Annotated in this window: 19 protein-coding genes; 3 read left to right on the top strand and 16 right to left on the bottom strand. The window is 71.4% G+C overall.

What is annotated here, in order from left to right:
- Nucleotides 1-127: 127 nt before the first annotated feature.
- From CEY15_RS01550 to CEY15_RS01540, 3 genes are read right to left on the bottom strand one after another with little or no spacing between them, the layout of a single operon-like run.
- A complete protein-coding gene (locus CEY15_RS01550) occupies nt 128-895 on the bottom strand; it encodes a polyprenol monophosphomannose synthase (RefSeq protein WP_176474981.1) in 768 nt (255 codons plus the stop codon).
- Between the two features lie 12 nt (nt 896-907).
- On the bottom strand, nt 908-2,518 hold the full coding sequence (lnt, locus tag CEY15_RS01545; RefSeq protein WP_095716976.1) for an apolipoprotein N-acyltransferase: 1,611 nt from the start codon (nt 2,516-2,518) through the stop codon (nt 908-910).
- Nucleotides 2,515-3,414, bottom strand: a complete 900-nt coding sequence (locus CEY15_RS01540; RefSeq protein WP_095716975.1) for an amidohydrolase — start codon at nt 3,412-3,414, stop codon at nt 2,515-2,517. The genes lnt and CEY15_RS01540 overlap by 4 nt, the downstream gene beginning before the upstream one ends.
- Before the next feature lie 72 nt (nt 3,415-3,486).
- On the opposite strand from CEY15_RS01540, the gene CEY15_RS01535 reads away from it, so the two are divergent.
- Entirely contained in the window at nt 3,487-4,329 is an 843-nt protein-coding gene (locus CEY15_RS01535; protein ID WP_017836730.1) for a hypothetical protein, read from the top strand.
- Here CEY15_RS01535 and CEY15_RS01530 read toward each other — a convergent pair.
- Both CEY15_RS01530 and CEY15_RS01525 read right to left on the bottom strand, forming a co-directional pair.
- Complete coding sequence (locus CEY15_RS01530; RefSeq protein WP_095716974.1) at nt 4,321-5,958, bottom strand: cobalt-precorrin-6A reductase; 1,638 nt, start codon at nt 5,956-5,958, stop codon at nt 4,321-4,323. The two genes, CEY15_RS01535 and CEY15_RS01530, sit on opposite strands and share 9 nt — an antisense overlap.
- Before the next feature lie 28 nt (nt 5,959-5,986).
- Nucleotides 5,987-6,766 (bottom strand): SDR family NAD(P)-dependent oxidoreductase, encoded by a 780-nt coding sequence (locus tag CEY15_RS01525; RefSeq protein WP_095716973.1) that lies wholly within the window; start codon nt 6,764-6,766, stop codon nt 5,987-5,989.
- Nucleotides 6,767-6,901: 135 nt separating this feature from the next.
- Between CEY15_RS01525 and CEY15_RS01520 the strand changes: the two genes are divergently transcribed.
- Complete coding sequence (locus tag CEY15_RS01520) at nt 6,902-7,309, top strand: pyridoxamine 5'-phosphate oxidase family protein (protein ID WP_017836733.1); 408 nt, start codon at nt 6,902-6,904, stop codon at nt 7,307-7,309.
- Between the two features lie 328 nt (nt 7,310-7,637).
- On the opposite strand, the gene CEY15_RS01515 is transcribed toward CEY15_RS01520, so the two are convergent.
- Nucleotides 7,638-8,744, bottom strand: a complete 1,107-nt coding sequence (locus tag CEY15_RS01515) for a M24 family metallopeptidase (protein WP_095716972.1) — start codon at nt 8,742-8,744, stop codon at nt 7,638-7,640.
- 133 nt (nt 8,745-8,877) lie between these two features.
- Between CEY15_RS01515 and CEY15_RS01510 the strand changes: the two genes are divergently transcribed.
- Nucleotides 8,878-9,807, top strand: a complete 930-nt coding sequence (locus tag CEY15_RS01510; protein WP_095716971.1) for a 5'-3' exonuclease — start codon at nt 8,878-8,880, stop codon at nt 9,805-9,807.
- On the opposite strand, the gene CEY15_RS18655 is transcribed toward CEY15_RS01510, so the two are convergent.
- The 10 genes from CEY15_RS18655 to CEY15_RS01460 form a co-directional block, all read right to left on the bottom strand.
- Entirely contained in the window at nt 9,808-12,468 is a 2,661-nt protein-coding gene (locus CEY15_RS18655) for a DEAD/DEAH box helicase (RefSeq protein WP_095716970.1), read from the bottom strand.
- Entirely contained in the window at nt 12,452-13,390 is a 939-nt protein-coding gene (gene tatC / locus CEY15_RS01500) for a twin-arginine translocase subunit TatC (protein ID WP_245847092.1), read from the bottom strand. The genes CEY15_RS18655 and tatC overlap by 17 nt, the downstream gene beginning before the upstream one ends.
- 117 nt (nt 13,391-13,507) lie before the next feature.
- Nucleotides 13,508-14,002: a Sec-independent protein translocase subunit TatA gene (gene tatA / locus CEY15_RS01495; RefSeq protein WP_095716968.1), complete on the bottom strand. Its 495-nt coding sequence runs from the start codon at nt 14,000-14,002 to the stop codon at nt 13,508-13,510.
- A 108-nt stretch (nt 14,003-14,110) separates the two neighbouring features.
- Nucleotides 14,111-15,064 carry a helix-turn-helix transcriptional regulator gene (locus CEY15_RS01490; protein ID WP_095716967.1) on the bottom strand — a complete coding sequence of 318 codons (954 nt, stop codon included), beginning with the start codon at nt 15,062-15,064 and terminating at the stop codon, nt 14,111-14,113.
- Entirely contained in the window at nt 15,061-16,029 is a 969-nt protein-coding gene (locus tag CEY15_RS01485; RefSeq protein ID WP_017836740.1) for a helix-turn-helix transcriptional regulator, read from the bottom strand. The genes CEY15_RS01490 and CEY15_RS01485 overlap by 4 nt, the downstream gene beginning before the upstream one ends.
- A gap of 10 nt (nt 16,030-16,039) precedes the next feature.
- Nucleotides 16,040-17,446, bottom strand: coding sequence for a Pup--protein ligase (pafA, locus tag CEY15_RS01480; RefSeq protein ID WP_095716966.1), 1,407 nt, complete (start codon nt 17,444-17,446; stop codon nt 16,040-16,042).
- Between the two features lie 6 nt (nt 17,447-17,452).
- Complete coding sequence (locus CEY15_RS01475) at nt 17,453-17,629, bottom strand: ubiquitin-like protein Pup (RefSeq protein WP_017836742.1); 177 nt, start codon at nt 17,627-17,629, stop codon at nt 17,453-17,455.
- An 82-nt stretch (nt 17,630-17,711) separates the two neighbouring features.
- Complete coding sequence (gene dop, locus CEY15_RS01470) at nt 17,712-19,256, bottom strand: depupylase/deamidase Dop (protein WP_095716965.1); 1,545 nt, start codon at nt 19,254-19,256, stop codon at nt 17,712-17,714.
- Entirely contained in the window at nt 19,253-20,953 is a 1,701-nt protein-coding gene (gene arc / locus CEY15_RS01465) for a proteasome ATPase (protein ID WP_095716991.1), read from the bottom strand. Before arc ends, dop begins: the two co-directional genes overlap by 4 nt.
- A 127-nt stretch (nt 20,954-21,080) precedes the next feature.
- On the bottom strand, nt 21,081-21,920 hold the full coding sequence (locus CEY15_RS01460; RefSeq protein ID WP_017836744.1) for a tRNA (adenine-N1)-methyltransferase: 840 nt from the start codon (nt 21,918-21,920) through the stop codon (nt 21,081-21,083).
- Nucleotides 21,921-21,962: the final 42 nt, after the last annotated feature.

Below are 21,962 nucleotides of genomic sequence, written 5' to 3'. Positions count from 1 at the left end.
CATCCTCAAGAAGCGTCGGCGCGCCGGCGCTCGCTAGAGCAGCCAGACCCCGCCGGGACGCCCCCGGCCCCTCAACGGGGCCGGGGGCGTCCTGACTTTGCGGGGCGCCACGGCTTCGGGGGCGGGGTCAGCGCCGGACGAGCGATCTCAGCTGTCCGCGTCGCTTCTCCCAGCCCCAGCGCGCTACGTTCACAGCGGCCTCGCGGAAGATGGACTCACTCATCTTGGAGTGCCCGACGGTGCGTTCGGTGAAGGTGATGGGGACCTCGACGACCGTGCCCCCGGTGTTCAACAGACGCCAGGTCATGTCGATCTGAAAGCAGTAGCCCTTCGATTCGATCGCGTCCATGTCCAGACGTGACAGGGATTCGCTGCGGTAGGCCCGGAAGCCCGCCGTGATGTCCTTGATGCCCACCCCCAGCATGATCCGGGAGTAGACGTTGCCGCCGCGGGAGATCACGTGGCGCTGCCACGGCCAGTTCTCCACGCTGCCACCGGGCACGTAGCGCGATCCGATCACCAGGTCCGCGCCGGCGTCGATCTCCGCGAGCATCGCGGGCAGCCGCTCGGGCGGGTGGCTGCCGTCGGCGTCCATCTCCACGAGCACGGAGTAGCCGCGTTCCAGGCCCCAGCGGAATCCCGCGATGTAGGCGGCGCCGAGCCCCTGCTTGCCAGCGCGGTGCAGGACGGTGATCCGCCCCCGGGGGTCGTCGGCGGCGAGCCGGTCGGCGACCTCCCCGGTGCCGTCGGGGCTGTTGTCGTCGGCGATGAGGACCGCCACGTCGGGGGCTGACGCGAGCAGACGCTCGACGACGCCCGGGAGATTCTCGCGCTCGTCGTACGTGGGGATGATCACCAGCGTCCGCGCGGACGCGGCTGCGGGCGGAGGCGCCATCGGATCGGTCACTTACGTCTCCTCGTACTCGGTCGCGGGTCGCTGCCGGGTGCGGATCAACGCCCATCCCAGGCCGACGAGCCCGATGAGGCAGCTCACCATCTGCGGGATGCCCCCCAGTCGGGTTGCCATGGTACCGGCGGAGTCCGACTCGACCTGCGCCGACAGTGTCGCGGGCTCGAAGATCCCGGTCTCCTGGAGCACCTGACCGTCCGGGCCGATCACCGCGCTGACCCCGCTCGTGGCGGCGACGAGGACGGGGACGTGGTGCTCCACCGCCCGGACCCGCGACATGGCGAGCTGTTGGTAGCTCATCGGGGATCTGCCGAAGGTCGCGTTGTTCGTGGGCACCGTGAGGATCTGCGCTCCGCGGGCGACCGGTTCACGTGCCGCGGCGTCGAAGGCGATCTCGAAGCAGATGGCCACCCCGAAGTCGATCCCGGCCGCGGTCACCACCCCGTCGCCGTCGCCTGGGACGAAGTGCCCGGCGGTCCGGGCGATCGGGAACATGGCTTCGAGCGGCGCGCGCAGGGGCAACCACTCCCCGAACGGTTGGATGTACTTCTTGTCGTGGCGGTCGACCACGGGATCCGCGGCGGGCTCGGGCGATCGACCGTCCCAGACCAGGTAGGAGTTGGTGGCCTCGGGGCCGTCACCCACCCGCAGGACGGTGCCCACGAGGATCGGGGCGTCCAATCGGCGGGACAGGGCGGAGATCTGGGCGCCGGCCTGCCGGTCGGCCAGAGGCGAGATGTCGGAGGCGTTCTCCGGCCACAGCACCACATCCGGCCGGACCGCGGTTCCGGCCTCGACGTCGTCGGCGAGTTCCGCGGTCACCCGGAGGTGGTTCTCGAGGACCGCGCGGCGCTGCGCGTTGAAGTCCAACCCGAGGCGCGGGACGTTGCCCTGGATCACGGCGATGTCGGCGGTCTCCCCGGTCTCTCGGGACGTGGTGTCGAGTGCCGCGGCGGCGGCGAGTCCAGCGGTAACGAGGGGAACCATCAGGAGCCCGCCGGCCGAACGCAGTGGCACACGCGGGGGCCGGTGCCGGCGAATGAGCAGGAGGGCGACGAGTCCGAGCGCGGTGCCCGTGGCCGCGACCGCGAACCCCAGCAACGGGGTACCGCCGAGCGAGGCCAACGGCAGCAACGGGCCGTCGGCCTGGCCGAACGCCAGTCGGCCCCACGGGAAACCGCCCCACGGCCACGAGGAGCGGATCCACTCCCACACCGACCACCATCCGGCCACCCCGAGTGCCGCGCCCACCACCCGCAGACCGTGCCGTCGCCCGGCCGCGAGTCCTTCCCGGAGGATCACCACGGCCCCGGCCCCGAACGCGGCGAGGTACAACGCCTCGACCAGCGCCAGAGCCCACGCGGCGTAGGCCCCCACGTACAGGCCCACCCACGGGACCAGCAGGAGGAAGAACACCAGGCCCGCGATCAACCCGAGGAGGGCACCGGTCCGCGGACGGGGCGCCACGCCGCGCAGCGGGGACAGGACCACGACGAGCAGTGCCAACGCGAGGATCGCGGACCACCACAGGCCGACGGGGGGGAACGACGCGGCCAGCAGGGCGCCGGCCGCAGCCGCCCCCACCGCCCGGGACAGGACGCCGGTCACCGCGGGGGCACCGTTGTCTCACCGTCGACCACCAGCGCGCGCAGGACGGGGTCCGGCCCCGAGAGGTCGGGCATGGGTGGCACACCGGACCGCGGGTCGGTGGACCATCGTTGGACCGCGTCGTCGGCCGCGACCACGGCCAGCTCACCGGTCCGCCACCTCGCGTAGGTCGCCGCCGCGCCCGGGGTGAGGGTCCCGGCCGTGCCGTCGCGCGCCCCGGCGGCGCGGCGGGCGCCCCGGGTCACAGCGGTGAACGCGGCGCGGGGGGACAGGCCGCGACCGCCGGGTACCGCGGTCAGCGCCCGCAGGGTGTCCCATGGCCGGACCGAGCCGTCCTTCCGGGTCGATGCCGCGATCGCCACCCCGGAACCGGCGATCCGGACGAGGTCGACACCCTCGAGGTCGTCGACGAGGGGCCGGAGCAGGAGAACCGTGCCGACGGCCGCGAGGCCCGCGAGTGTCTCGTCGTCGATCCGTGCGCCCATGCCGATGAGGAGCGGCGTGCACCGCGCCACCGTCGGACCGCCGACCTCGCCGGCCACCCGGGTGAGCGCGTCCGCTATCCGGGCGGGGTCCTCGTGGCCGTCCAGGACCACCCGCTCCCCCGCCCGGACCCGGCCGGCCACGGCCTCGAGCGGATGCGATGCGGGCACGTGGGCGGTGACCACGCCGGCGTCGGCGGCGGACTCGAGGTCAAGGCCCACCGAGAGGCATTCGGCGAATGCGGGGGCGACCCAGTCCCCCTCGAGATCGAGGCGGTCGGCTCCGGGGAACAGTGCGGGTCCCGGGGCGTCGGCACCGGCCCACAGCATCACTCCGTCCTCGTGGGCCAGGGCGGTGGCATCACGTGAGGAGGGAGTGAGGACGCGGCCCCCGGTGGCCAACAATGCGGTCATGACCCCGAGTATCCCTGAGCCACCGGTCCGGGGACCGGCCCCCCACCCGCTCCCCGCCTAAGCTGACTTCCCATGACCGCCTCGCCCGACGACGCACTCGCCCGGTTCCCGGGCGGCCGGCTGCGCCCCACCGACTGGACGACCCTGGCCACGGTGGCCGCAGACGTCGGCGGTGGGATCGGGCTCGCGCCTGGGGGTGGCGTTCTGATCCGGCCCGCCGACGGTGAGCCGATCCCCCGTTCCGCACTCGTCGCGGCCGGACTGTCCCCCGCCGTCGGGGATCACCGCCTCCCCCACGTCCTCGCCTCACCCATGGCCGGCCGCCTCGAGGGTCACCACGACCTCGCGGACCTCCCCGAGCGCCTGTGCGCGGAACTGCTCGGACGCGTCGAGACCCCGGTGCCGCGTCGTTCGCTGGTGGTGGGCCTCGACGACGGCTCCGGGGACGTGCTGGCCCACGCGCCCGACCTGGCGGCGGTCAGCTCTGGTCCCGGCGGCGCCGTCCGGGTCCACGCGCCCGGCCGGCTGGAGGAAACCGAGGTATCGGCGCTCGACGCTCCACGGGTCCTCGCGGACATGGCTGACGCACTTCTGCGTGGCCCGGATGCGGCCCGGGGAAGCGGTGTCCCGCACGCACCCCGCTCCCCCGTCACCGCCGCCGAGATCCCACGCGTGGGGTGGGTCGACACCACCGATGGGCTCGTCAGCCTTCTCGCGGTGGTCCCCCACGGCATCGTCCCGGCACGTCTTGCCGGGTTCCTCGGGGCCGTCGATCGGCCGAGTACCGTCTCCGCCGACAGGGTGATCGGCCTCCACGGCCTGACCGAGGACATGGCCGAACAGGTGGTGCGGGTCCTGGCGCCGATGGGGATGATCTTCGACGCCTCGTCCCCCTGGGTGACCGGATCAGCGTGAGCCGAAGCGGTGGACCAGCCAGCGGGCCGCCTCGTCCACCGAGTGCACGGTGTCGGCAGTGAACGCCGTGTCGCCAATGAACGGGGTGTCGAGGGCCCCGGTGTCGCCGCGTCCGCCCACGTCGGTGGGTGACGCAGACGGCCGGTCCACCATGACGACCGGGATACGCAGATCGCGCGCGGCACGAAGCGTGGCGGCCGCCGCCTGCGCCCCGGTGTTCCGGGTGACCAGGACGTCGATGCGGTGGCGCGACATGAGGGTGCGCTCGGACTCGACTCCGAACGGACCCCGGTCGAGGACGAGCAGGTAGCGGTGCGGGAGTGGTCCGGGTGGAGGCTCGGCGCACCGGATCAGGTAGGACCCCCGGGTGTCGCCCGCGAAGGCGGCCGGGCCCCCTCGTCCCACTGTGAGCATCGGGCGGCGGAATCGCTCGCGGACCAGTCGCGAGGCGGCGTCCACGTCGGCCACCGGGATCCACCGGTCGCCGTCCTCCGGCGCCCACGGGGGCCGGAGAACGCGGAGCAGAGGGGTGCCGGTCTCGTGGGCGGCCCTGGTCGCGGAAACCGACACGTCGGTGGCGAACGGGTCGGAGGCGTCGATGAGGGCGCTCGCCCGGTTCTCGCGGAGCCAGCGGGCCAGGTCCTCCGGCCCCCCGAACCCACCGATCCGCACCTCGCCCCGGGGCATCCGTGGGCGGGACGATGTTCCGGTCAGAGAGGTCACCACGTCGAGCCCGGCCGTGACCATGAGTTCGGCGAGCCTGCGCGCCTCGTCGGTCCCGCCCAGGAGGAGGATCCGGCCCGGTGTGGGCGCGGGCATCCGGGAGGTGCTCGGCGCGACGGACGGCGTCACCGATTCACGAGCGGACTCGGGTGACGGGCTCCCGTTCGGCGCCGGGTCTCCGCCGAGACCGTCGTCGTCCCGTCCGCGCCCGAGCGCAGGTCCCGCGCAGACCACCATGTCCTCCGGGAGATCCGTTCCCGTCATGCGGCCCATGATGTCGCCGAAGGTTCCGACGACGGTGATCTCGCCCTCCCGGCCCGGGGCGACCACGATCCCGACGCTGCACTCCGGGCCGTGGGCGGGCGCGAGCTCCCGGATCACCCCGGCGAGTCGACGGGGACCCACGTGCGGCACGACGGTGAGGTCCGCACCGCCGGTCGGGAGGGATGGGACCGGCTCCCCGTCGGACGGGGACGCTCCGGACTCGTGGGACGGCCGCACGATGCGGACCGAGGCGGGTCCACCGGGTCCCGCCAGCTCGATCCCGAGAGCGGCGGCGGCCGCGGCGATGACGGGAACGCCGGGGACGATCTGCCACCCGATCCCCGCGGCGTCGAGAGCGCGGAGCTCCCGCGCCACCCCCCGGTACGTGGAGGGCTCGCCCGGGATGAGCCGGACCACCGGGTCTCCGCGTCCACTCGCCTCCCGGATCTCGGCGACGATATCCGCGACAGGCATCCCGGTGGTGTCGACCAGTCGGGCCCGCGGAGGGCAGAGGGACAGCACCTCCTGGAGTCCGTGGTCACCCTCGAACAGGCAGGTGCCGCACTGGGCGAGGAGTCTGGAGGCGCGGACGGTGAGCAGATCGGCATCTCCGGTGCCGACGCCGACGAACGCGGCGGTCACCGGTCGCGATCCACGGTGGCAGGGGGCCTCACCGTGGCATCCGTCGCCAGATCGGCTGAGGGACGAACCGGGCCACGACGAACATCACCCGCAGCTGCCACGGGATCCACACCACCCCGGCCCGTCGGGCTCGCACCCGGTCGACCACCGCATCGGCCACCTGGTCGGGCGTGGAGGAGAACGGTGCGGGGTCCATGCCCTCGGTCATCCGGCCGATCACGAATCCCGGGCGGGGGATCACCAGAGTGACGCCCGTGCCATGGAGTGCGTCCGCCATCCCCGAGGCGAAACCGTCGAGACCCGCCTTGGCGGACCCGTACACGTAGTTCGCGCGCCGAACTCGTTGACCGGCGACGGAGGAGAACGCCACCAACACACCGCGCTTCCGGGGCTTCATCCGCTCCGCCAGCACGGTGAGCAGGGCGGCCTGGGCCACGAAGTCGGTGTGCAGGATCCGGGCCGCTGCCGCCGCGTCCTTCTCGGCCACCTCCTGGTCGCCGAGGATCCCGAACGCCAGGACCGCGACCGAGATCTCACCGATCCGGGACTCGACGTCCTCCACCACCCTCGCGTGGGAACCGAGGTCGTCGGCGTCGAAGTCGATGATCTCGACCGCCGAGGCTCCGGCGGCTGTGAGAGGTGCCGCCAGGGAGGAGACGTCGCGGCCGGGTCGTGTGGCGAGGACGACCGTGCGTCCGCCCGCGAGACGCCGGGCGATCGCCAGACCGATCTCGCTCCGGCCACCGAAGATCACGACGACCTCGCCGCCCGGTGCGCGCCGGGGTGCGGGGGATGCGGGGCTGGACATGAGGGCATTGTCCCACGCCCGGTGACACCCGGGTCCCACGCACGGCCCAGGTTCGGTCGCACGCCCGGCGCCGCCGTCCGTCGCCGCCACCCGTCGCCGCCGTCCGCGCCGGCTCACTGTGGCAGGCTCGCCGCTATGTCCCGCACCCTGGCAGACCTCTCCCCCGAAGCTCACGAGTTCCTCGCCGAGTACCACCTCGGTACGCTCACCACCCTCCGCAGCGACGGTTCACCGCACGTGGTCGCGGTGGGCTTCACCATCGACACCGGGTCGGGTCTGGCCCGCGTGATCACCCGGAGGGGGTCGCAGAAGGCCCGCAACGCCGCACGAGGTGGGCGGGCGGCGGTCTGCCACGTGGACCGCGGCCGCTGGTTGACATTCGAGGGCCGGGCGACGTTGCTCACCGACGAGGCCGCCGTGCGCGAGGGGGAGCGCCGGTACGGGATGCGCTACCGGGAGCCGAAGCCCAATCCCGAGCGGGTCGTGGTGGCGATCGAGGTGGACCGCGTCCTGGGCTCCAAGCAGATGTTCGCCGACGCCTGACACCGCGGTTCGATGCGCGGCCGGGTGCGCGGTCTGCTGGACGAGACCAGACGACTCCTCCGGGTTCGCGTGCGCGGTCACAGCCGCCCGCTGCCATGGCGTCTCGCCTGAGCCGATGCGCAGGCCGGACGCCATCCCGGCGGGCGGCTGTGGCTGGCGAATGCAGCCGCGCGAGCGAGACGCCAGGCGCGGGAGCGGATGCGGGAAGGCCGACGTGCGGCGGGAGCACCGGGCGCTCCCCCTCGGGCCGTTGCGCTTCGGTCCGTGGTGCACGACGACGCCGGAGGTCGTTGACTGCAGAGGCCGCTGATTGCAGAGGTCGCCGAGGCTAGAGGACTCGCAGTCCCCTGTCCCCGGTGTTCAGGTCGCGTCGGCCGTCCGCGGTGACGGCGACGATGTCCTCGAGGCGGGCACCCCACCGGCCGGCCTGGTAGATCCCGGGCTCGACTGAGAAAGTCATCCCCTCCACCAGGACGGTCTCGGCGCCGGGGGCGACGAACGGCGGCTCGTGCAGGCCCATGCCGATGCCGTGTCCGGTCCGGTGGACGAAGAGCTCCCCGAGTCCGGCGGCCGCGAGGTGGTCGCGCGCCGCGGCGTCGACCTCACCGATCGCGATCCCCGGTCGTACGGCGTTGCGGGCCAGGCTCTGCGCCTCCTCCAGTACGGCGTAGGTCTCGGCGACGCCGGCGGCCGGTGCGCCCATCGAGTAGGTGCGGGTGCAGTCCGAGTGGTACCCGCTCGGGAGTGGTCCCCCGATGTCCACGACGACGACGTCCCCCCGCTCGATCACCCGCTCGGAGACGCCGTGGTGAGGGTCGGCGCCGTTGGGGCCCGACCCGACGATCACGAACTCGGCGTGCGCGAGGCCCTCCTGCTCGATGGCCGCGGTGATCAGCTCACCCACCTGTGCTTCGGTGCGACCGACGACGAGGAACTCACCCATCCGGGCGTGGACCGCATCGATGCGACGTGCGGCCTCGGCGAGCTGCTCGACCTCCGAAGGGGTCTTGACGGCCCGCACGTGGTCGATCACCTCTGAGGCGAGGACCACCTCGCCGTCGACGCCCAGCTGGAGCGGCACGAGGTGGAGGGCGGGCATCGCGGTGGACACGGCGACGCGGCCGGACACCGTGCCGGCCACGAGCGGGACAGCATCCGTTCCGTCAGCCCAGGGGTGCAGCTCCGCGCCCACCCGATCGGCCGCCACGCGGAGGGCGTGGGTGAGCTCGAGGGCCGGGACGACGAGGAGGGGCACCCCGTCGCCGACGGGGACGACCATCGCCGTGAGCCGCTCGTGTGAGTCCATACGCTCACCGGTGAGGTAGGCCATGTCCTCGCCGGAGTACACCACCACGTGGTCGATGCCGATCTCCCGCGCGCGGTCACGCACGGCCGCGAGTCGTCGGGCGTGGAGGTCCGAGGGGTCGGTGCTCATCCCCCCACCCTAGGGTCTCCCGGTTCGCCGCCGCCCGGTCGTGGCGATGGGCGTGAGCCGCTGACGACGGAGCACGGGGGACTATCCTGGCGCAGGGCCGACACCCGGCCCGATCCCGACCCGAGGAGGCGTGGTGTCCCAGGGCCCGCTCATGGTTCTCGACAGCGCCGGCCTGTGGTTCCGCGCGTTCCACTCGGTACCGGAGAAGATCACCGGGCCGGACGGCGCACCGGCCAACGCGGTGCGCGGGTTCTGCGACATGGTGTCGGTGCTGCTCGAGGAGTACTCGCCAACAGGCCTGGTGGCAGCCCTCGACCGTGAGTGGCGCCCCGACTGGCGCGTCGAACTGCTGCCGTCGTACAAAGCCCACCGGGTCGGGGATGACGGCGGTGAGGACGCGCCCGCCTCGCTCCACCCCCAGGTCGGTGCGATACGAGAGATCCTCACCGCGGCGGGCATCACGCAGGCGTCCGCGGCCGACGCCGAGGCCGACGACGTCCTGGCGGAGCTCGCTGCGCGTGACCGCGAGGTGCTGGTGGTGACGGGAGACCGCGATCTGTTCCAGCTGGCATCCGCGACCACCACGGTCGTGTACGTGGGCGCCGGGATGAGGAAGCGTCTCGCGTACACCCCGGAGGTCGTCGCGGAGCGATTCGATCTGCCCGCCGGCGACGATGCGCGGGTGTACGCGGACTACGCGGTACTGGTCGGTGACGCCTCCGACGGCCTGCCGGGGGTGGCGGGTATCGGCACCAAGACCGCGGCCTCCCTCCTGCGGGAGTACGCAGACCTCGACGGCATCGTGGCGGCCGCCGAGGACGAGGGGTCTGGGCTCTCCGCGCGGCAGCGCACGGCGGTCCTCGAGGCCGCCGACTATCTGGCCGCCGCCCGCGGGGTGGTCCGGCTCCGGACGCGGGGCATCGAGCCGGAGTTCGAGGGGGATGTCGACGGTCGGCGAGGGCGCGTGGACCGCGAGAAGTTGGATCTCCTGGGCGAGGCGACGGGGCAGACCCGGGCGATCGGACGTCTGGAGAAGGCTGCCTCGGTGCTCGATCCGGCCTGATCAGGCCATGTGGTCGAGGACGACCCCGCGGCGCAGTGACCCCACGGCCGATCGCGCTGTGCGCGCCAGGTCGGGCTCGGCGACCTGTCCGACCTGGGCCAGCACGTCCACGACGAGACGAGCCGATCGCACGAAGTCCCCGGCGGTGAGTTCCACGCCCTCCTGCCAGGACGCGGCGAGGATCGACGAGAGCGCACCGCCCGACACCCAGTGATGCAGGACCGGGGCGAGTCCGGCATCGAGATCGGGGGTCGGCGGCAACTGGTGGGACTTCTCGGCCGCCGTGACGTCCGCGGCGACGCGGTCGGTCTCGGCGAGGGCCGCGCGCAGCAGTTCGTCGGAGGGTTCGCGGACCGCCGAGTCGCTCCGGGGGTGGGCCACGACGCCTGTGATCACCGCGGCCAGCCCCGCCGGGTCGAGCCCCGACCACACACCGCGCCGGAGACACTCCGCCACGAACAGGTCCTGCTCGGTGTGGATGCCCGCCAGAAGATGACCGGTGTCCGTGGCACGGACCTCCCCCTCGTGCTTCTCCAGGTAGCCGAGGTGGTCGAGCAGGTCGACGATCCTGCGGAACCGGCGGGCCAGGGAGTCGGCATCCGCCTCCACCTCCGCGGTGAGCGTGTCCACGTCCGCTGCGGCTCGTGCCCAACGTTCGTGGAGACGGGCCAGCCTGTCGATCCGGGGATCCTCGTGCAGGGGGTGCTGGCGCAGGGCGCGTCGCGTGGCCGCGAGTCGTGGGTCCTTCCGGACGGACTTGCCCCCGGCGTTCTTCATCCGGCCTCTGGCCTTACCCCGCAGCCCCTCCATCCGCTGGACCAGTGCCCGTTTGGCCCGCCCGTCGAGTTTCCGGCGACCCCGGGGCAGGTCGACCCTCCCCACCGGCACGGGGGGCGCCGCGAAGTCCTGCTGGCGCAGCCACCCGGTCCAGCCGGAGTCGGTCAGACACAACAGGGCCGGGTCGGAGGGGATGTCGGTGCGCAGCTGGAGCACCGTGGCGACCATGCCGAACCGCTTGCGGCCGACGGTGATCACGGAACCCGCGGTCTGTTTGAGCATCGCCGCGCGCACGGATTCCAGCCGGTCGTCGCGGGTGGCCTTCTCGGATGATTTCTCGAGCCGGCTCAGGTCCGCGCGCAGCGACATGTACTCGTCGAGCTGGGAGTCGCCGCCGGCCTCCTCCAGGTCCGCACGGATCCGGTCCCGCTCGTTAGTCCGTCGTTCGACCGCCCGTGACCGGGACACCAGCGTGCGGTCGGTCTGGAATTGGGCGAACGACCTGCCGATGAGGGAGGTCGCCTCCGCCACACCGAGCTGTTCCACGAGGTTGACGGCCATGGAGTAGTCGGGGGTGAACGCACTGAGCAGGGGGAATCGGGGGGTGTCCACGAGGGCGGACAGCGCGTCCAGGTCGAGATCCTGCTGGTCCAACACGACCGCGGTGCCCTTAGTGTCGATCCCTCTCCTGCCGGCGCGGCCGGTGATCTGGGAGTACTCGGCGGAGGTGAGCATCGCGTGGGTGTCGCCGTTGAACTTGGTGGTCTTCTCCAGGACGACCGCGCGGGCCGGCATGTGGATACCCAGGGCGAGGGTCTCCGTGGCGAACACCACCTTGATCAGACCAGCCGAGAAAAGCTCCTCCACGACGGTCCGGAACAGCGGGAGCATGCCCGCGTGGTGGGCGGCGATGCCACTGATCAGCCCGGCCCTGAAGGCGGTGAAGTCGAGGGCGTCCAGGTCGTGTCGGGGAACCTGCGCACAGGCCGCGTCGACGTGCGCGGCGATCCGTCGCGACTCCTCCCCTGTGGTCAGTCGCAACCGGGCCCGGCGCATCTGAGACACCGCCCCGTCGCACCCGGCCCGCGAGAACACGAAGTAGATCGCGGGCAGGAGATGGTCGTCGTCGAGCTTCTCGATGACGTCCTGGCGCCGCGCCCACTGCGCCCGGGGCCGCGCCGCCACCCGTTCGTCGTGATACCCGCCGCGGCTGCGTCGCCGGTGATCGGCGGCCGCACGGATGGGGACCAGGTCCCCGTCCGTGTAGAGCATGTGCGCGAGGGGAACGGGCCTCACGTCGGAGAGGACCACGGCGGTGTCGCCCCGGATCTCGGTGATCCAGTCCCCGAGCTCCTCGGTGTTGCTCAACGTGGCCGACAGGCCCACGAGCCGGACCGCCGGATCGAGGGTCAGGATGATCTCCTCCCAGACCACGCCTCGCGACCGGTCCCCCAGGTAGTGGATCTCGTCCATCACCACGCAGTCCAGGTCGTGCAGGGCGGAGGACCCGGCGTAGATCATGTTCCGCAGGACCTCGGTGGTCATCACGACCACCGGGGCGTCGGCGTCGATAGAGTGATCCCCGGTGAGCAACCCCACGTTCTCGGGCCCGAAACGGTGGCGGAACTGACGGAACTTCTGGTTGCTCAGTGCCTTGACCGGTGTGGTGTAGAAGCACCGGCCGCCGCCGGACAGGGACCGGTGGGCCGCGTACTCCCCGATGAGCGTCTTGCCCGACCCGGTGGGCGCCGAGACGAGCAGATTGCGGCCGGCGTCGAGCGCGGAGAACGCCTCCAGCTGAAACGGGTCCGGATCGAATCCCTCCGTCTGGAGGAACGACTCGAGCAGGGTGCCCGCGTCGTGCGGCTCAGAGCGTGTCGTCATACATCGCCCCACCCGACGGTGCCTGGAGGGGCCGTGCACCGCTGACCGGCTCGGGCGCGGCGAGCGGGCCGGTGGAACGGACCTCACCGGAACCGTCGAGGCGCTCGGACGGACCCAGCGGCGAGGCGGACTCGTCGTCGACGTCGAGCCATTCCTCGCGGGCCCTGCTCTTGCGCTTGTCGTGGATGCGGGCGAACTGGATGGACATCTCCACCAACACGCACACCGCCGCGGCGAGCGCCAGCATCGAGAACGGATCCTGACCGGGCGAGGCGACCGCGGCGAAGACGAAGATCCCCATGATGATCCCGCGCCGCGATTTGGCGAGCACCTCGTACCTGAGCACACCGGCGACGTTGAGCATCGCGATGAGCAGCGGGATCTCGAAGCTCACCCCGAAGATGAGGATCAGCTGGATGAGGAAGGAGAAGTACTGCGTGCCCGACAGTGCTGTGGTCTGGACGTTGTCGCCGATGGAGAGCAGGAACTCGAGGGCGAAGACGATCACGATGTAGGCCAGGACCGCCCCGCCGATGAACAGGATGGCGGCGAGTACGGTGAACGCGATCCCGTAGCGCTTCTCGTTCTTGTGCAGGCCCGGCGTGATGAAGGCCCACAACTGGTAGAGCCAGACCGGGCTGGCCAACACGATCCCGGCGGTGGCGGCCACCTTGAGACGGAGCATGAACTGCTCGAAGGGGCCGGTCGCGAGGAGCCGACACTGGTCGTCCGAGTCGCCCAATTGTAGGCGTGCGCCGGGTGGGATGTCGCAGTAGGGGCCGGTGAGGATCTCGCCCAGCGAGGGGACGCCGAAGAAACCGCTGCCGTACCACCAGAACCCGAAGCCCAGCGTCACCACGATCGCCGCGAGGGCGATGAGCAGTCGCTTGCGCAGCTCGTAGATGTGCTCGATGAGCGGCATCGTGCCGTCGGGGTTCCGGGGCCGGCGCTTGCGCCTGGACAACAACCGACCGGCGCCGCCCCCGGGGGTGGCGCCGGTCTTCTGGGGTCCTGTCTGCGTCATCTGTGAGGAGACCTGCTACCGCTCGGTGCCGGTTCCGCCGTCGTACGGACCGGTGGGGTCGAACTGCTGCGGCGGTTGCTGGTGCTGCGGCTGGTGCTGCTGCCCCGCCTGCGGAGTCTGTGGGTACTGCTGCTGTTGCTGCTGCCCCGCCTGCGACGGCTGCTGGTACTGCTGCTGGTACTGCTGCCCCGTCTGTTGGGACTGGCCCTGCTGCTGGTAAGGCTGCTGCGGGGCCTGCGGGTAGCTCTGGGCCTGCTGCTGCGCCTGATGCTGAGCCTGAGCGGGATGCGCCTGCGGCTGGACGTACTGCGCGGCGTTCGGCTGACCCGCCTGGGTGAGCGCTTCCGGCTCGGCAGGCTTGTCGTCGTTCTGCATCTCCTTGATCTCCGATTTGAAGATCCGCATCGACCGGCCGAGGCCGCGAGCGGCGTCGGGGAGCTTCTTGGAGCCGAAGAGGAGCAGCACCACCGCGAGGACGATGAGCCAGTGCCAGATGCTCAACGCACCCATGTCAACCTCCGTTTGTGTGACAACACGCCCATGCTAACGCACCCACGACGACAGCCGGTGGCGCGGTCCCCCCCGCCGAACGCGGTGACCAGCGGGTTCACGCGGATTTCACGGCGAGGACACCGAGTCGTCGCGGGCCCCGTAGAGCGCGAGCCCGGCGGTGGCCCGGTCGGCGATCTCCGCGGCCAGTCCGGGGTCGGACGGCGTCACGACGTCGGCGTGTCCGAGCAGGAACCTGACCAGCCACGTCCGGTCGTGATAGGCGATCGAGACGTCGAGATCGCCGTCGGGGCGCCGGACCACGTCGTGGAACCCGAACTCGTCGAGGAACCACGCGGCCGCGGCGGGGACGACGGCCCGTTCCAGGAGGACGCCTGCCCCGCCGTCCTGGGGTTCCGGACCGAGCGCCCGGCGCGGGCCGACCTCTTCGACCCCGCTCATCCGGTCGGTGCGGAAGGTCCTCCACTGCCCTGTCCCGCGATCGACCCCGTGGACGTAGGAGTGTCCGTCGGACACCGAGAGCCGAGCGGGATCGACCACTCGGGTGGTCGAGGTGTCCGAGCTGGCCGAGTGGTAGACGAATCGCAGGGCGCGTCCGTCGTGGAGGGCGGTGCGGACCACATCGGCGTCCGGTGGGGTGTCGGGGCGGGAGGGCTCCTCCGCCCGGGCCTCGACCCCGGCTGCGGCCCGGAGGGTCCGCAGGAGATCACGCAGGGCGGTCTGGTCGACCACCTCGGGATGATCGAGGAAGATCGCGAGGCCGGTCTCCAGGGTGACGGCCTCGGCCGCGGTGAGCCGGACGGGACGATCGATGCCGGCGGTGAACGTCACCTCGACCAGTTCGGCGTCGTCCAGGTCCTCCGAGGAGAAGGCGAGGTCGATGAGGTCGCCCGGCCCGTACCCGGGTAACCCGCAGGACCACAGTTGCCAGAGCGCGTCCCGCAGTTGTTTCTCCGTCATTCCGAGATCCCGCGCGGCCTCGTCCACGTGCACCGCGCCCCGGGTGTGGAAGTACGGGACCACGCTGAGCAGCGTCGCCAGTGGGACGGCACGGGAGGTCATCGGTCGGCCTCCTGCGCGGCGGAGAGGATGGTCAGGACGCGGACGCGGAGTTCGGAGGGCCGGAGGGCCACGGCGTCGGCGCCCTGGGACGCCACCATCGACGACAGCTCACCGAGCGGGGCACGCACCTCCAGGTCCGCGCCCGCACGCCCGAACCGGTGCGCGGATGCGGCGTCGCGGGCCATCGCACGGAGTTCGGCGGCGTGGCCGTCCGCAGCCCACACGGTGGCCTCGACCACCGGGTTCAGGCGGGAGATGGCGTCGTCGACGAGCGCCAGCACCTCGGCGGTGCGCGGAACCGGGACGGTCCGGCCGGCCTGGCCCACCCGGACGTCCGAGACCCTCACCAGGCGGAACGTGCGGGGTTCGCCACGATCGAGATCGTGACCGACCACGTACCAGTTGCCCTGCCGGGAACCGGTCCACCACGGTTCGATCCTCCGGGCGCTCGGCTCGGTCGCCCCGGCAGGGGTGTGCGAGAACGTGAGGTGTCGGCCCTCCGCGACCGCCTCCGCGACGACCGCGGCGACCGCGAGTTCGGCCGGGTCCTCCACCGACACAGTCGCTCCGGCGTCGTGCACCGGGTCGATCCCCGCGGCGGTGAGCTTGGCCAGAGCCCCGTCGGCCCGGGCGGCCCGCTCCCCCTCGCGCCACACCTCGGAGGCCACGGCCAGCACTCCGGCCTGTTCGGGGGTGAGGGTGATCTCGGGGAGCTCGTAGCCACCGGCGGGGATCCGGTACCCGGCCGGGGACCCCGGCGCCAGTGAGGCTCCCTGTTCGAGGGGGACACCCACTTCGCGGAGTTCCCTCTTGTCCCGCTCGAACATCCTCAGGTAGGCGGCCTCGTTCTCGCAGTCGTCGTAGCCCTGGACCATCCTGCGGATCTCCCCCGCGGACAGGTAGGCGTTGGTCGACCTCAGACAGATGACGAGGTTGACCAGCCGTTGCGACTTGGAGGTGGACACGGGCAGGACGCTATCGCCCGAGCGCGGCGATCAGGCCGTCGACACGCGGGTCCTCGGCGGCGAACGGGTCGGTGAGCGCGACGGTGGGCAGGGTGCCGTCGGCGACCTTGAGATGCACCCAGTCCACGGTGTAGTCCCGCCGGGCCGCGGTGGCGGCGGAGATGAACCGGCCACGCAGCGCCGCCCGGGTGGTCTCCGGGGCGTTCTGCCGAGCCCGTTCGATCTCCGGGTCGCTCACCACCCGCGAGACCAGACCACGGCGTTCGAGCACGGAGTGCAGCCCGCGCCCCGGCCGGATGTCGTGGTAGGTCAGGTCGATCTGGGCCAACCGTGGGTGATCCAGTTCGACCCCCGTCCTGCCCTGGACCTGTCGGATCAGCCGCAGCTTCGCGGCCCAGTCGATGTCACCGGCGATCGCATCGTGATCGCCGGACTCGACCGCGTCGAGGACCCGCTCCCACAGGGTCACGCACCTCTCCACGACGGGGCGGTCGTCGCGCTCCCACCCGCCACGCCCGAGGTGGCGGTGGACCGCGGCCAGGAACTCCCGCTGGATCTCCAGGGCGGTCATCGTGGTGCCGTCGGTGAGGGCGACCGGCCGGGTCCCGGTGAGGTCGCGGCTGATCTCCCTGATCGCGCGGACGGGGTGGGCGATCGCCATCGCCCGCAACGGGGCGCCGGCCTCGAGCATCTCCAACACCAGTCGGGTGCTGGCCACCTTGAGCAGGGTCGTGGTCTCGATCATGTTGGAATCGCCCACGATGACGTGCATCCGTCTGAACCGGGTCGAGTCCGCGTGCGGCTCGTCACGGGTGTTGATGAGCGGGCGCGATCGCGTGGTGGCCGACGAGACACCGTCCCACATGTGCTCGGCCCGCTGGGAGAAGCAGAAGGTCGTCTCCCCGTCCTCGGCGGCGCCCACGCCCGCCGGGGTCCCGGGCAGGATCTTGCCGGCGCCGCAGATCAACTGTCGGCTCACCAGGAACGGCAGCAGCGTCGTGGCCATGCTCCGGACCTGGGTCGAACGGTCGAGGAGGTAGTTCTCGTGTGAGCCGTAGGAGTTGCCCGCGGTATCGGTGTTGTTCTTGTACAGGTAGACCTTGGCGTCGATCCCCTCGGCCGCGAGCGACTGTTCGGCGTGGACGGCGAGGTCGTCGATGATCCGCTCCCCCGCCCTGTCGTGGGCGACGATCTGCTCCAGACCGTCGCACTCCGCGGTCGCGTACTCGGGATGGGAACCCACATCCAGATAGAGGCGGGATCCGTTCTCGAGGAACACGTTCGAACTGCGCCAGCGTTCGACGACGGGACGGAAGAAGTAGCGGGCGATCTCGTCGGGCCCGAGCGAGCGTGCACCCTCGCCACCGACGCTGGTGATCCCGAACTCCGTCTCGATCCCGACGATGCGGCGGATCATGGCGGTCTACTGCCCGCCCTTCTGGACGTAGGATTTCACGAACTCCTCGGCGTTGGTCTCGAGGATGTCGTCGATCTCGTCGAGCAGTGAGTCGGCGGACGAGGTCTGGGCGGTCTTGGCGACCTGCCCGGCCTCGTCGTCCGACTCGCCTGCGCCGCCGGCGCTCTTCTGGATCTGGGACATGGTGTGGGCTGCTCCTGTGTCGGTGTGGGCGGTGTGGGCGGTGTGGGCGGTGTGGGCGGTGTGGGCGGTGTGAACGGGGTGCTCAGTGGACCGGTGGGCCGTCGGGGCTGAGGAACTCCGGGTGGGCGTCGCAGTGGGCCCGGGTCCCCGTGTACGGGTCGGCCAGGTCGACGTGACGGTGGTCGCCGCGGGAGTCGACGACGACGACGTGATCCCACCCCGCCGCGTGGACGCGGTCGCCTAGCTCGGCCAGGAAGCGACCTCTGGCCCAGGCCCGCGTGGACTCGGGAGGGGTCGTGACCGCAGCTTCTACCCGGGCCTCGGTGACCAGTCTGCGCATGGCGCCCTTGCTCACGAGACGGTTGTAGAGTCCGCGCTCCGGGTCGATGTCGTGGTACTGGACGTCGATGAGGGCGAGTCGCGCGTGGTCCCATTCCAGGTTGTCGCGTGCCCTGAACCCCTCCAGGAGGCGGAGTTTGGCCGGCCAGTCCAGCCGGTCGGCGCACGACATCGGGTCCCGCTCGAGTGCGTCGAGGATCTCCCGCCACTCGGCCAGGACCTCGACGGCCCACCCCGGGCGCCCCGTGCCGTCCCCGACCAGGTCCGACACACGGCCGAGGATTTCGCGCTGGAGGCCGATCCCCGTGAGCGCCCGGCCGTCGGGCAGTGCGACGGTGGCCGTGAGGGACGGGTCGTGGCTGATGGTGTGCACCGCCTCGACCGGGTCGACAGGGACCAGGTCGGACAGATCGATCCCCGCCTCGATCGTGTCCAGGACCAGGCAGGTGGTGCCGATCTTCAGGTACGTCGCGAGCTCGGCCATGTTCGCGTCGCCGAGGATCACGTGGAGACGGCGCCACGTCTCGTCCGGGGCGTGCGGTTCGTCGCGGGTGTTGATGATCCCGCGGCGCAGAGTGGTCTCGAGACCCGTGAGAACCTCGATGTAGTCCGCGCGTTGGGAGATCTGGAACCCGGCCTCCTCCGCGGACTGACCGATACCGACGCGACCGGCGCCGCAGTACACCTGACGGGAGAGCAGGTGCGGCGCCAGGCTCATCGTCAGGTCGTCGAAGTCGACCTCGCGGCGCACGAGGTAGTTCTCGTGTGCGCCGTAGGACGCGCCCTTACCGTCGACGTTGTTCTTGTAGAGCTTGAGCTCGGCGTTGCCCTCGACGGCGGACGACTCACGACCGGCCCGGTGCATGATCCGCTCCCCCGCCTTGTCCCAGATCACCGCGTCGATCGGGGAATCGACCTCGGGCGAGGAGTACTCGGGGTGCGCGTGGTCGACGTAGAAGCGCGCGCCGTTGGTGAGCACCCGGTTGGTCACCCCGAACTCGCTCGGGTCGTAGGCTCGGGCGGAGCCGAGATCGAACCCGCGGGCGTCGCGGAGGGGCGATTCGGACCCGTAGTCCCAGCGGGTCCCGCCGGCGGTCCCGGCGGTCCCGGCGGCCCCGGCGACCTCGGCTGCCCCGCCCGGGTCGGTGTAGGCCTTGACCACCTGGGTCGAGGTGACCACCGAGCTGAGCAGCGGCTGACCAACGGCGACGATCCCGAACTCGATCTCGGTCCCGATCACCCGGCCTCTCGCGACCTCGTCGGACGCGCTGCGCTCAGCCGGGGTCACCGCTCGTCCTCCCTGTGCGGCACGATGACCTCGACCACGCGTTCTCCGCGGACTCCCGCGAGACGCGCCCATTCCTGCGGGTTGGAGGTGTTGGGCAGATCGGTGTTCTCCGCGAACTCCGCGTCGACGGCGTCGAGGAAGTCGTCCGTCGTCAGACCCTGCCCCGTGCCGTGCACGATGTCCTTGATCGCGAGCTTCTTGGCCCGGTCCACGATGTTGCGCAGCATCGCCCCGGAGGTCAGATCCGCGAGGTGGAGGGACGACCGGCGGCCGGACGCGTGGACCAGATGCACGTAGGTCGTGGACTCGTCCCTCGTGTAGAGACGGTCGACGATCCGGGTGATGAGGACCCGGACGTGATCCTCGCCGCCTGCGGAACCGACCTCGTCCGGATCGAACCGCAGATCCGGCGTGATGTATTTGGCGAGGATGTCGGCCGCGGCGTCGGCGTCCGGGCGGTCGATCCGGATCTTGAGATCGAGTCGGCCCGGGCGCAGGATCGCCGGGTCGATCATGTCCTCCCGGTTGGAGGCGCCGATCACGATGACGTTGCGCAGGTCCTCCACCCCGTCGATCTCGGCGAGGAGCTGCGGGACGATCGTGGTCTCCATGTCGGAGGAGATGCCCGACCCGCGGGTGCGGAAGATGGAGTCCATCTCGTCGAAGAACACGATGACCGGGTTGCCCTCGGTCGCCTTCTCCCGGGCCCGCTCGAAGATCGACCGGATGTGCCGCTCGGTCTCGCCCACGTACTTGTTGAGCAGTTCCGGGCCCTTGATGGAGAGGAAGTAGGAATTGGGGTACCGGCCGTCGCTGACGTCCTCCCCCCGCGATGTCGCCGAGGCCAGTGCCAGCGAGTGCGCCACCGCCTTGGCGATCAGGGTCTTGCCACACCCTGGAGGGCCGTAGAGCAGGACGCCCTTGGGTGGGGCGAGATGGAACTCGCGGTACAGCTCGTGGTGGACGAAGGGCAGTTCGATGGCATCGCGGATCTGTTCGATCTGCGGGCCGAGACCGCCGATGTCGGAGTACTCGACCATCGGGATCTCCTCGAGCAGGAGCTCGTCGACCTCGGCCTTGGGGACGACCTCGAACGCCACGGCGGCCTTGGGGTCCACCAGGACCGCGTCGCCCGGGCGCACCGGCGCCGGGTGGGCGGCGGTGCGCCCTCCGCGCAACCCGGAGGCCAGATGGACGACGTGCTCCTCGTCGTTGCCCATCACCACGCGGGCCCGCGCCCCGTCGGCCAGCACATCCCGGAAGACCGCGGTGACGCCGGTGACGGGGAGGCCGGTGCAGGCCTCGATGACGGTCATCGCTTCGTTCAGGCGGACGGTGACGCCCGCCGCGAGGACGGAGGGGTCGATCCCGGGCGCCAGGGTCAGACGCATCCGCCGACCGGCCGCCATGACCTCCGCGGTATCGGCGTCCACGGGGTCCTGCAGCACGATCCCGTACGTACTGGGGGGCGTGCCGAGCCGCTCGACCTCGCCTTTGAGGACCTGTAGCTCGTCGCGGGACTCCTTGAGGAGTTCGGCGAGTCGGACGTTGCGGGCGCCGAGGGCGTCGATCTTGACCGACTTCTCCCGGTCCGTGCGCGCACCCTCGTCGACGGCGTTGCGCAATCGCGCGAGCTCGGCCCGGTCCAGCGTCACGCTGTCGCCGCCCCGCTCGCCCGGGGAACGTCCCTCGGTCACCTCGATCACCCGCCCTCCGACTCGCGGACGACATCCTCGTCGTCGTCGCCCCCACCCTATCGCCGGGGTGAGCGGCCGGGTGTGGGGCGGGTGCGGGGCGGGCCGGTGTGCGCGCCGGTTCCGGGGGTCAGTGCTTGCCGGCCCGGCGCCTGGGCTTGAGGGTTGTCACGCCCTCGGCGAGGCGACGGGCGGTGACCAGGAACGCGGTGTGGCCCTGGATGCGGTGCTCGGGTCGGACCGCCAGGCCCACGACGTGCCAGCCGCGGTTAATCGACTCCCACGCCCGCGGCTCCGTCCAGCACTCCTGGCGACGCAGGGCCTCCACGACGTCGGACATCTGGGTGGTGGTGGCCACGTAGACCACGAGCACCCCCCCGGGGACCAGGACCTCGCGCACCGTGGGCAGGCAGTCCCAGGGGGCGAGCATGTCCAACACCACGCGGTCGACCTGTCCGCCTAGTGCCTCCACGGAGGTCTCCGCGAGATCGGCGACGCGTAGGTCCCAGTTCTCGGGGTGCTCACCGTAGAAGGTCCGGACGTTGCGTTCGGCGTGCTCGGCGTGGTCCTCGCGGATCTCGTACGACAGGACCCGGCCCCCGGGGCCCACCGCACGCAGCAGTGAACAGGTCAGGGCACCGGAACCCGCGCCGGCCTCGAGCACACGTGCGCCGGGGAACACGTCGCCCTCGTGGACGATCTGTGCGGCGTCCTTGGGGTAGATCACCTGGGCCCCGCGCGGCATCGACAGGACGTAGTCGGTGAGAAGCGGCCGCAACGCGAGGTAGTCGGCGTCCCCGGACGACCTGACGATCGACCCCTCGGGGGTTCCGATCAGATCGTCGTGGCGAACGGCGCCGTGGTGGGTGAAGAACTCGGCTCCCTCGACCAGGACGACGGTGTACTTGCGCCCCTTGGTGTCGGTGAGCTGGACGCGGTCGCCGACGACGAACGGGCCGGATCGCTGCACGGTGGACCTCCAGGGGACGACGGCCGGTTGTCCGACCGGTTG

It is taken from the genome of Dietzia natronolimnaea (genome assembly GCF_002289575.1).
GTDB classification, from domain to species: Bacteria; Actinomycetota; Actinomycetes; order Mycobacteriales; family Mycobacteriaceae; genus Dietzia; species Dietzia natronolimnaea_A.
The sequence above is the reverse complement of the archived record's forward strand: the minus strand, read 5'-3'. Positions and strand labels throughout refer to the sequence as shown.

What these genes read in the sequence shown, in the direction of transcription:
- CEY15_RS18655 (WP_095716970.1), bottom strand. Translation starts at nt 12,468, where the DNA reads ATGACGACACGCTCTGAGCCGCACGACGCGGGCACCCTGCTCGAGTCG.
- CEY15_RS01535 (WP_017836730.1), top strand. Translation starts at nt 3,487, where the DNA reads ATGACCGCCTCGCCCGACGACGCACTCGCCCGGTTCCCGGGCGGCCGG.
- CEY15_RS01525 (WP_095716973.1), bottom strand. Translation starts at nt 6,766, where the DNA reads ATGTCCAGCCCCGCATCCCCCGCACCCCGGCGCGCACCGGGCGGCGAG.
- CEY15_RS01515 (WP_095716972.1), bottom strand. Translation starts at nt 8,744, where the DNA reads ATGAGCACCGACCCCTCGGACCTCCACGCCCGACGACTCGCGGCCGTG.
- CEY15_RS01550 (WP_176474981.1), bottom strand. Translation starts at nt 895, where the DNA reads ATGGCGCCTCCGCCCGCAGCCGCGTCCGCGCGGACGCTGGTGATCATC.
- CEY15_RS01475 (WP_017836742.1), bottom strand. Translation starts at nt 17,629, where the DNA reads ATGTCCCAGATCCAGAAGAGCGCCGGCGGCGCAGGCGAGTCGGACGAC.
- tatA (WP_095716968.1), bottom strand. Translation starts at nt 14,002, where the DNA reads ATGGGTGCGTTGAGCATCTGGCACTGGCTCATCGTCCTCGCGGTGGTG.
- CEY15_RS01490 (WP_095716967.1), bottom strand. Translation starts at nt 15,064, where the DNA reads ATGACCTCCCGTGCCGTCCCACTGGCGACGCTGCTCAGCGTGGTCCCG.
- tatC (WP_245847092.1), bottom strand. Translation starts at nt 13,390, where the DNA reads ATGCCGCTCATCGAGCACATCTACGAGCTGCGCAAGCGACTGCTCATC.
- pafA (WP_095716966.1), bottom strand. Translation starts at nt 17,446, where the DNA reads ATGATCCGCCGCATCGTCGGGATCGAGACGGAGTTCGGGATCACCAGC.
- CEY15_RS01540 (WP_095716975.1), bottom strand. Translation starts at nt 3,414, where the DNA reads ATGACCGCATTGTTGGCCACCGGGGGCCGCGTCCTCACTCCCTCCTCA.
- CEY15_RS01520 (WP_017836733.1), top strand. Translation starts at nt 6,902, where the DNA reads ATGTCCCGCACCCTGGCAGACCTCTCCCCCGAAGCTCACGAGTTCCTC.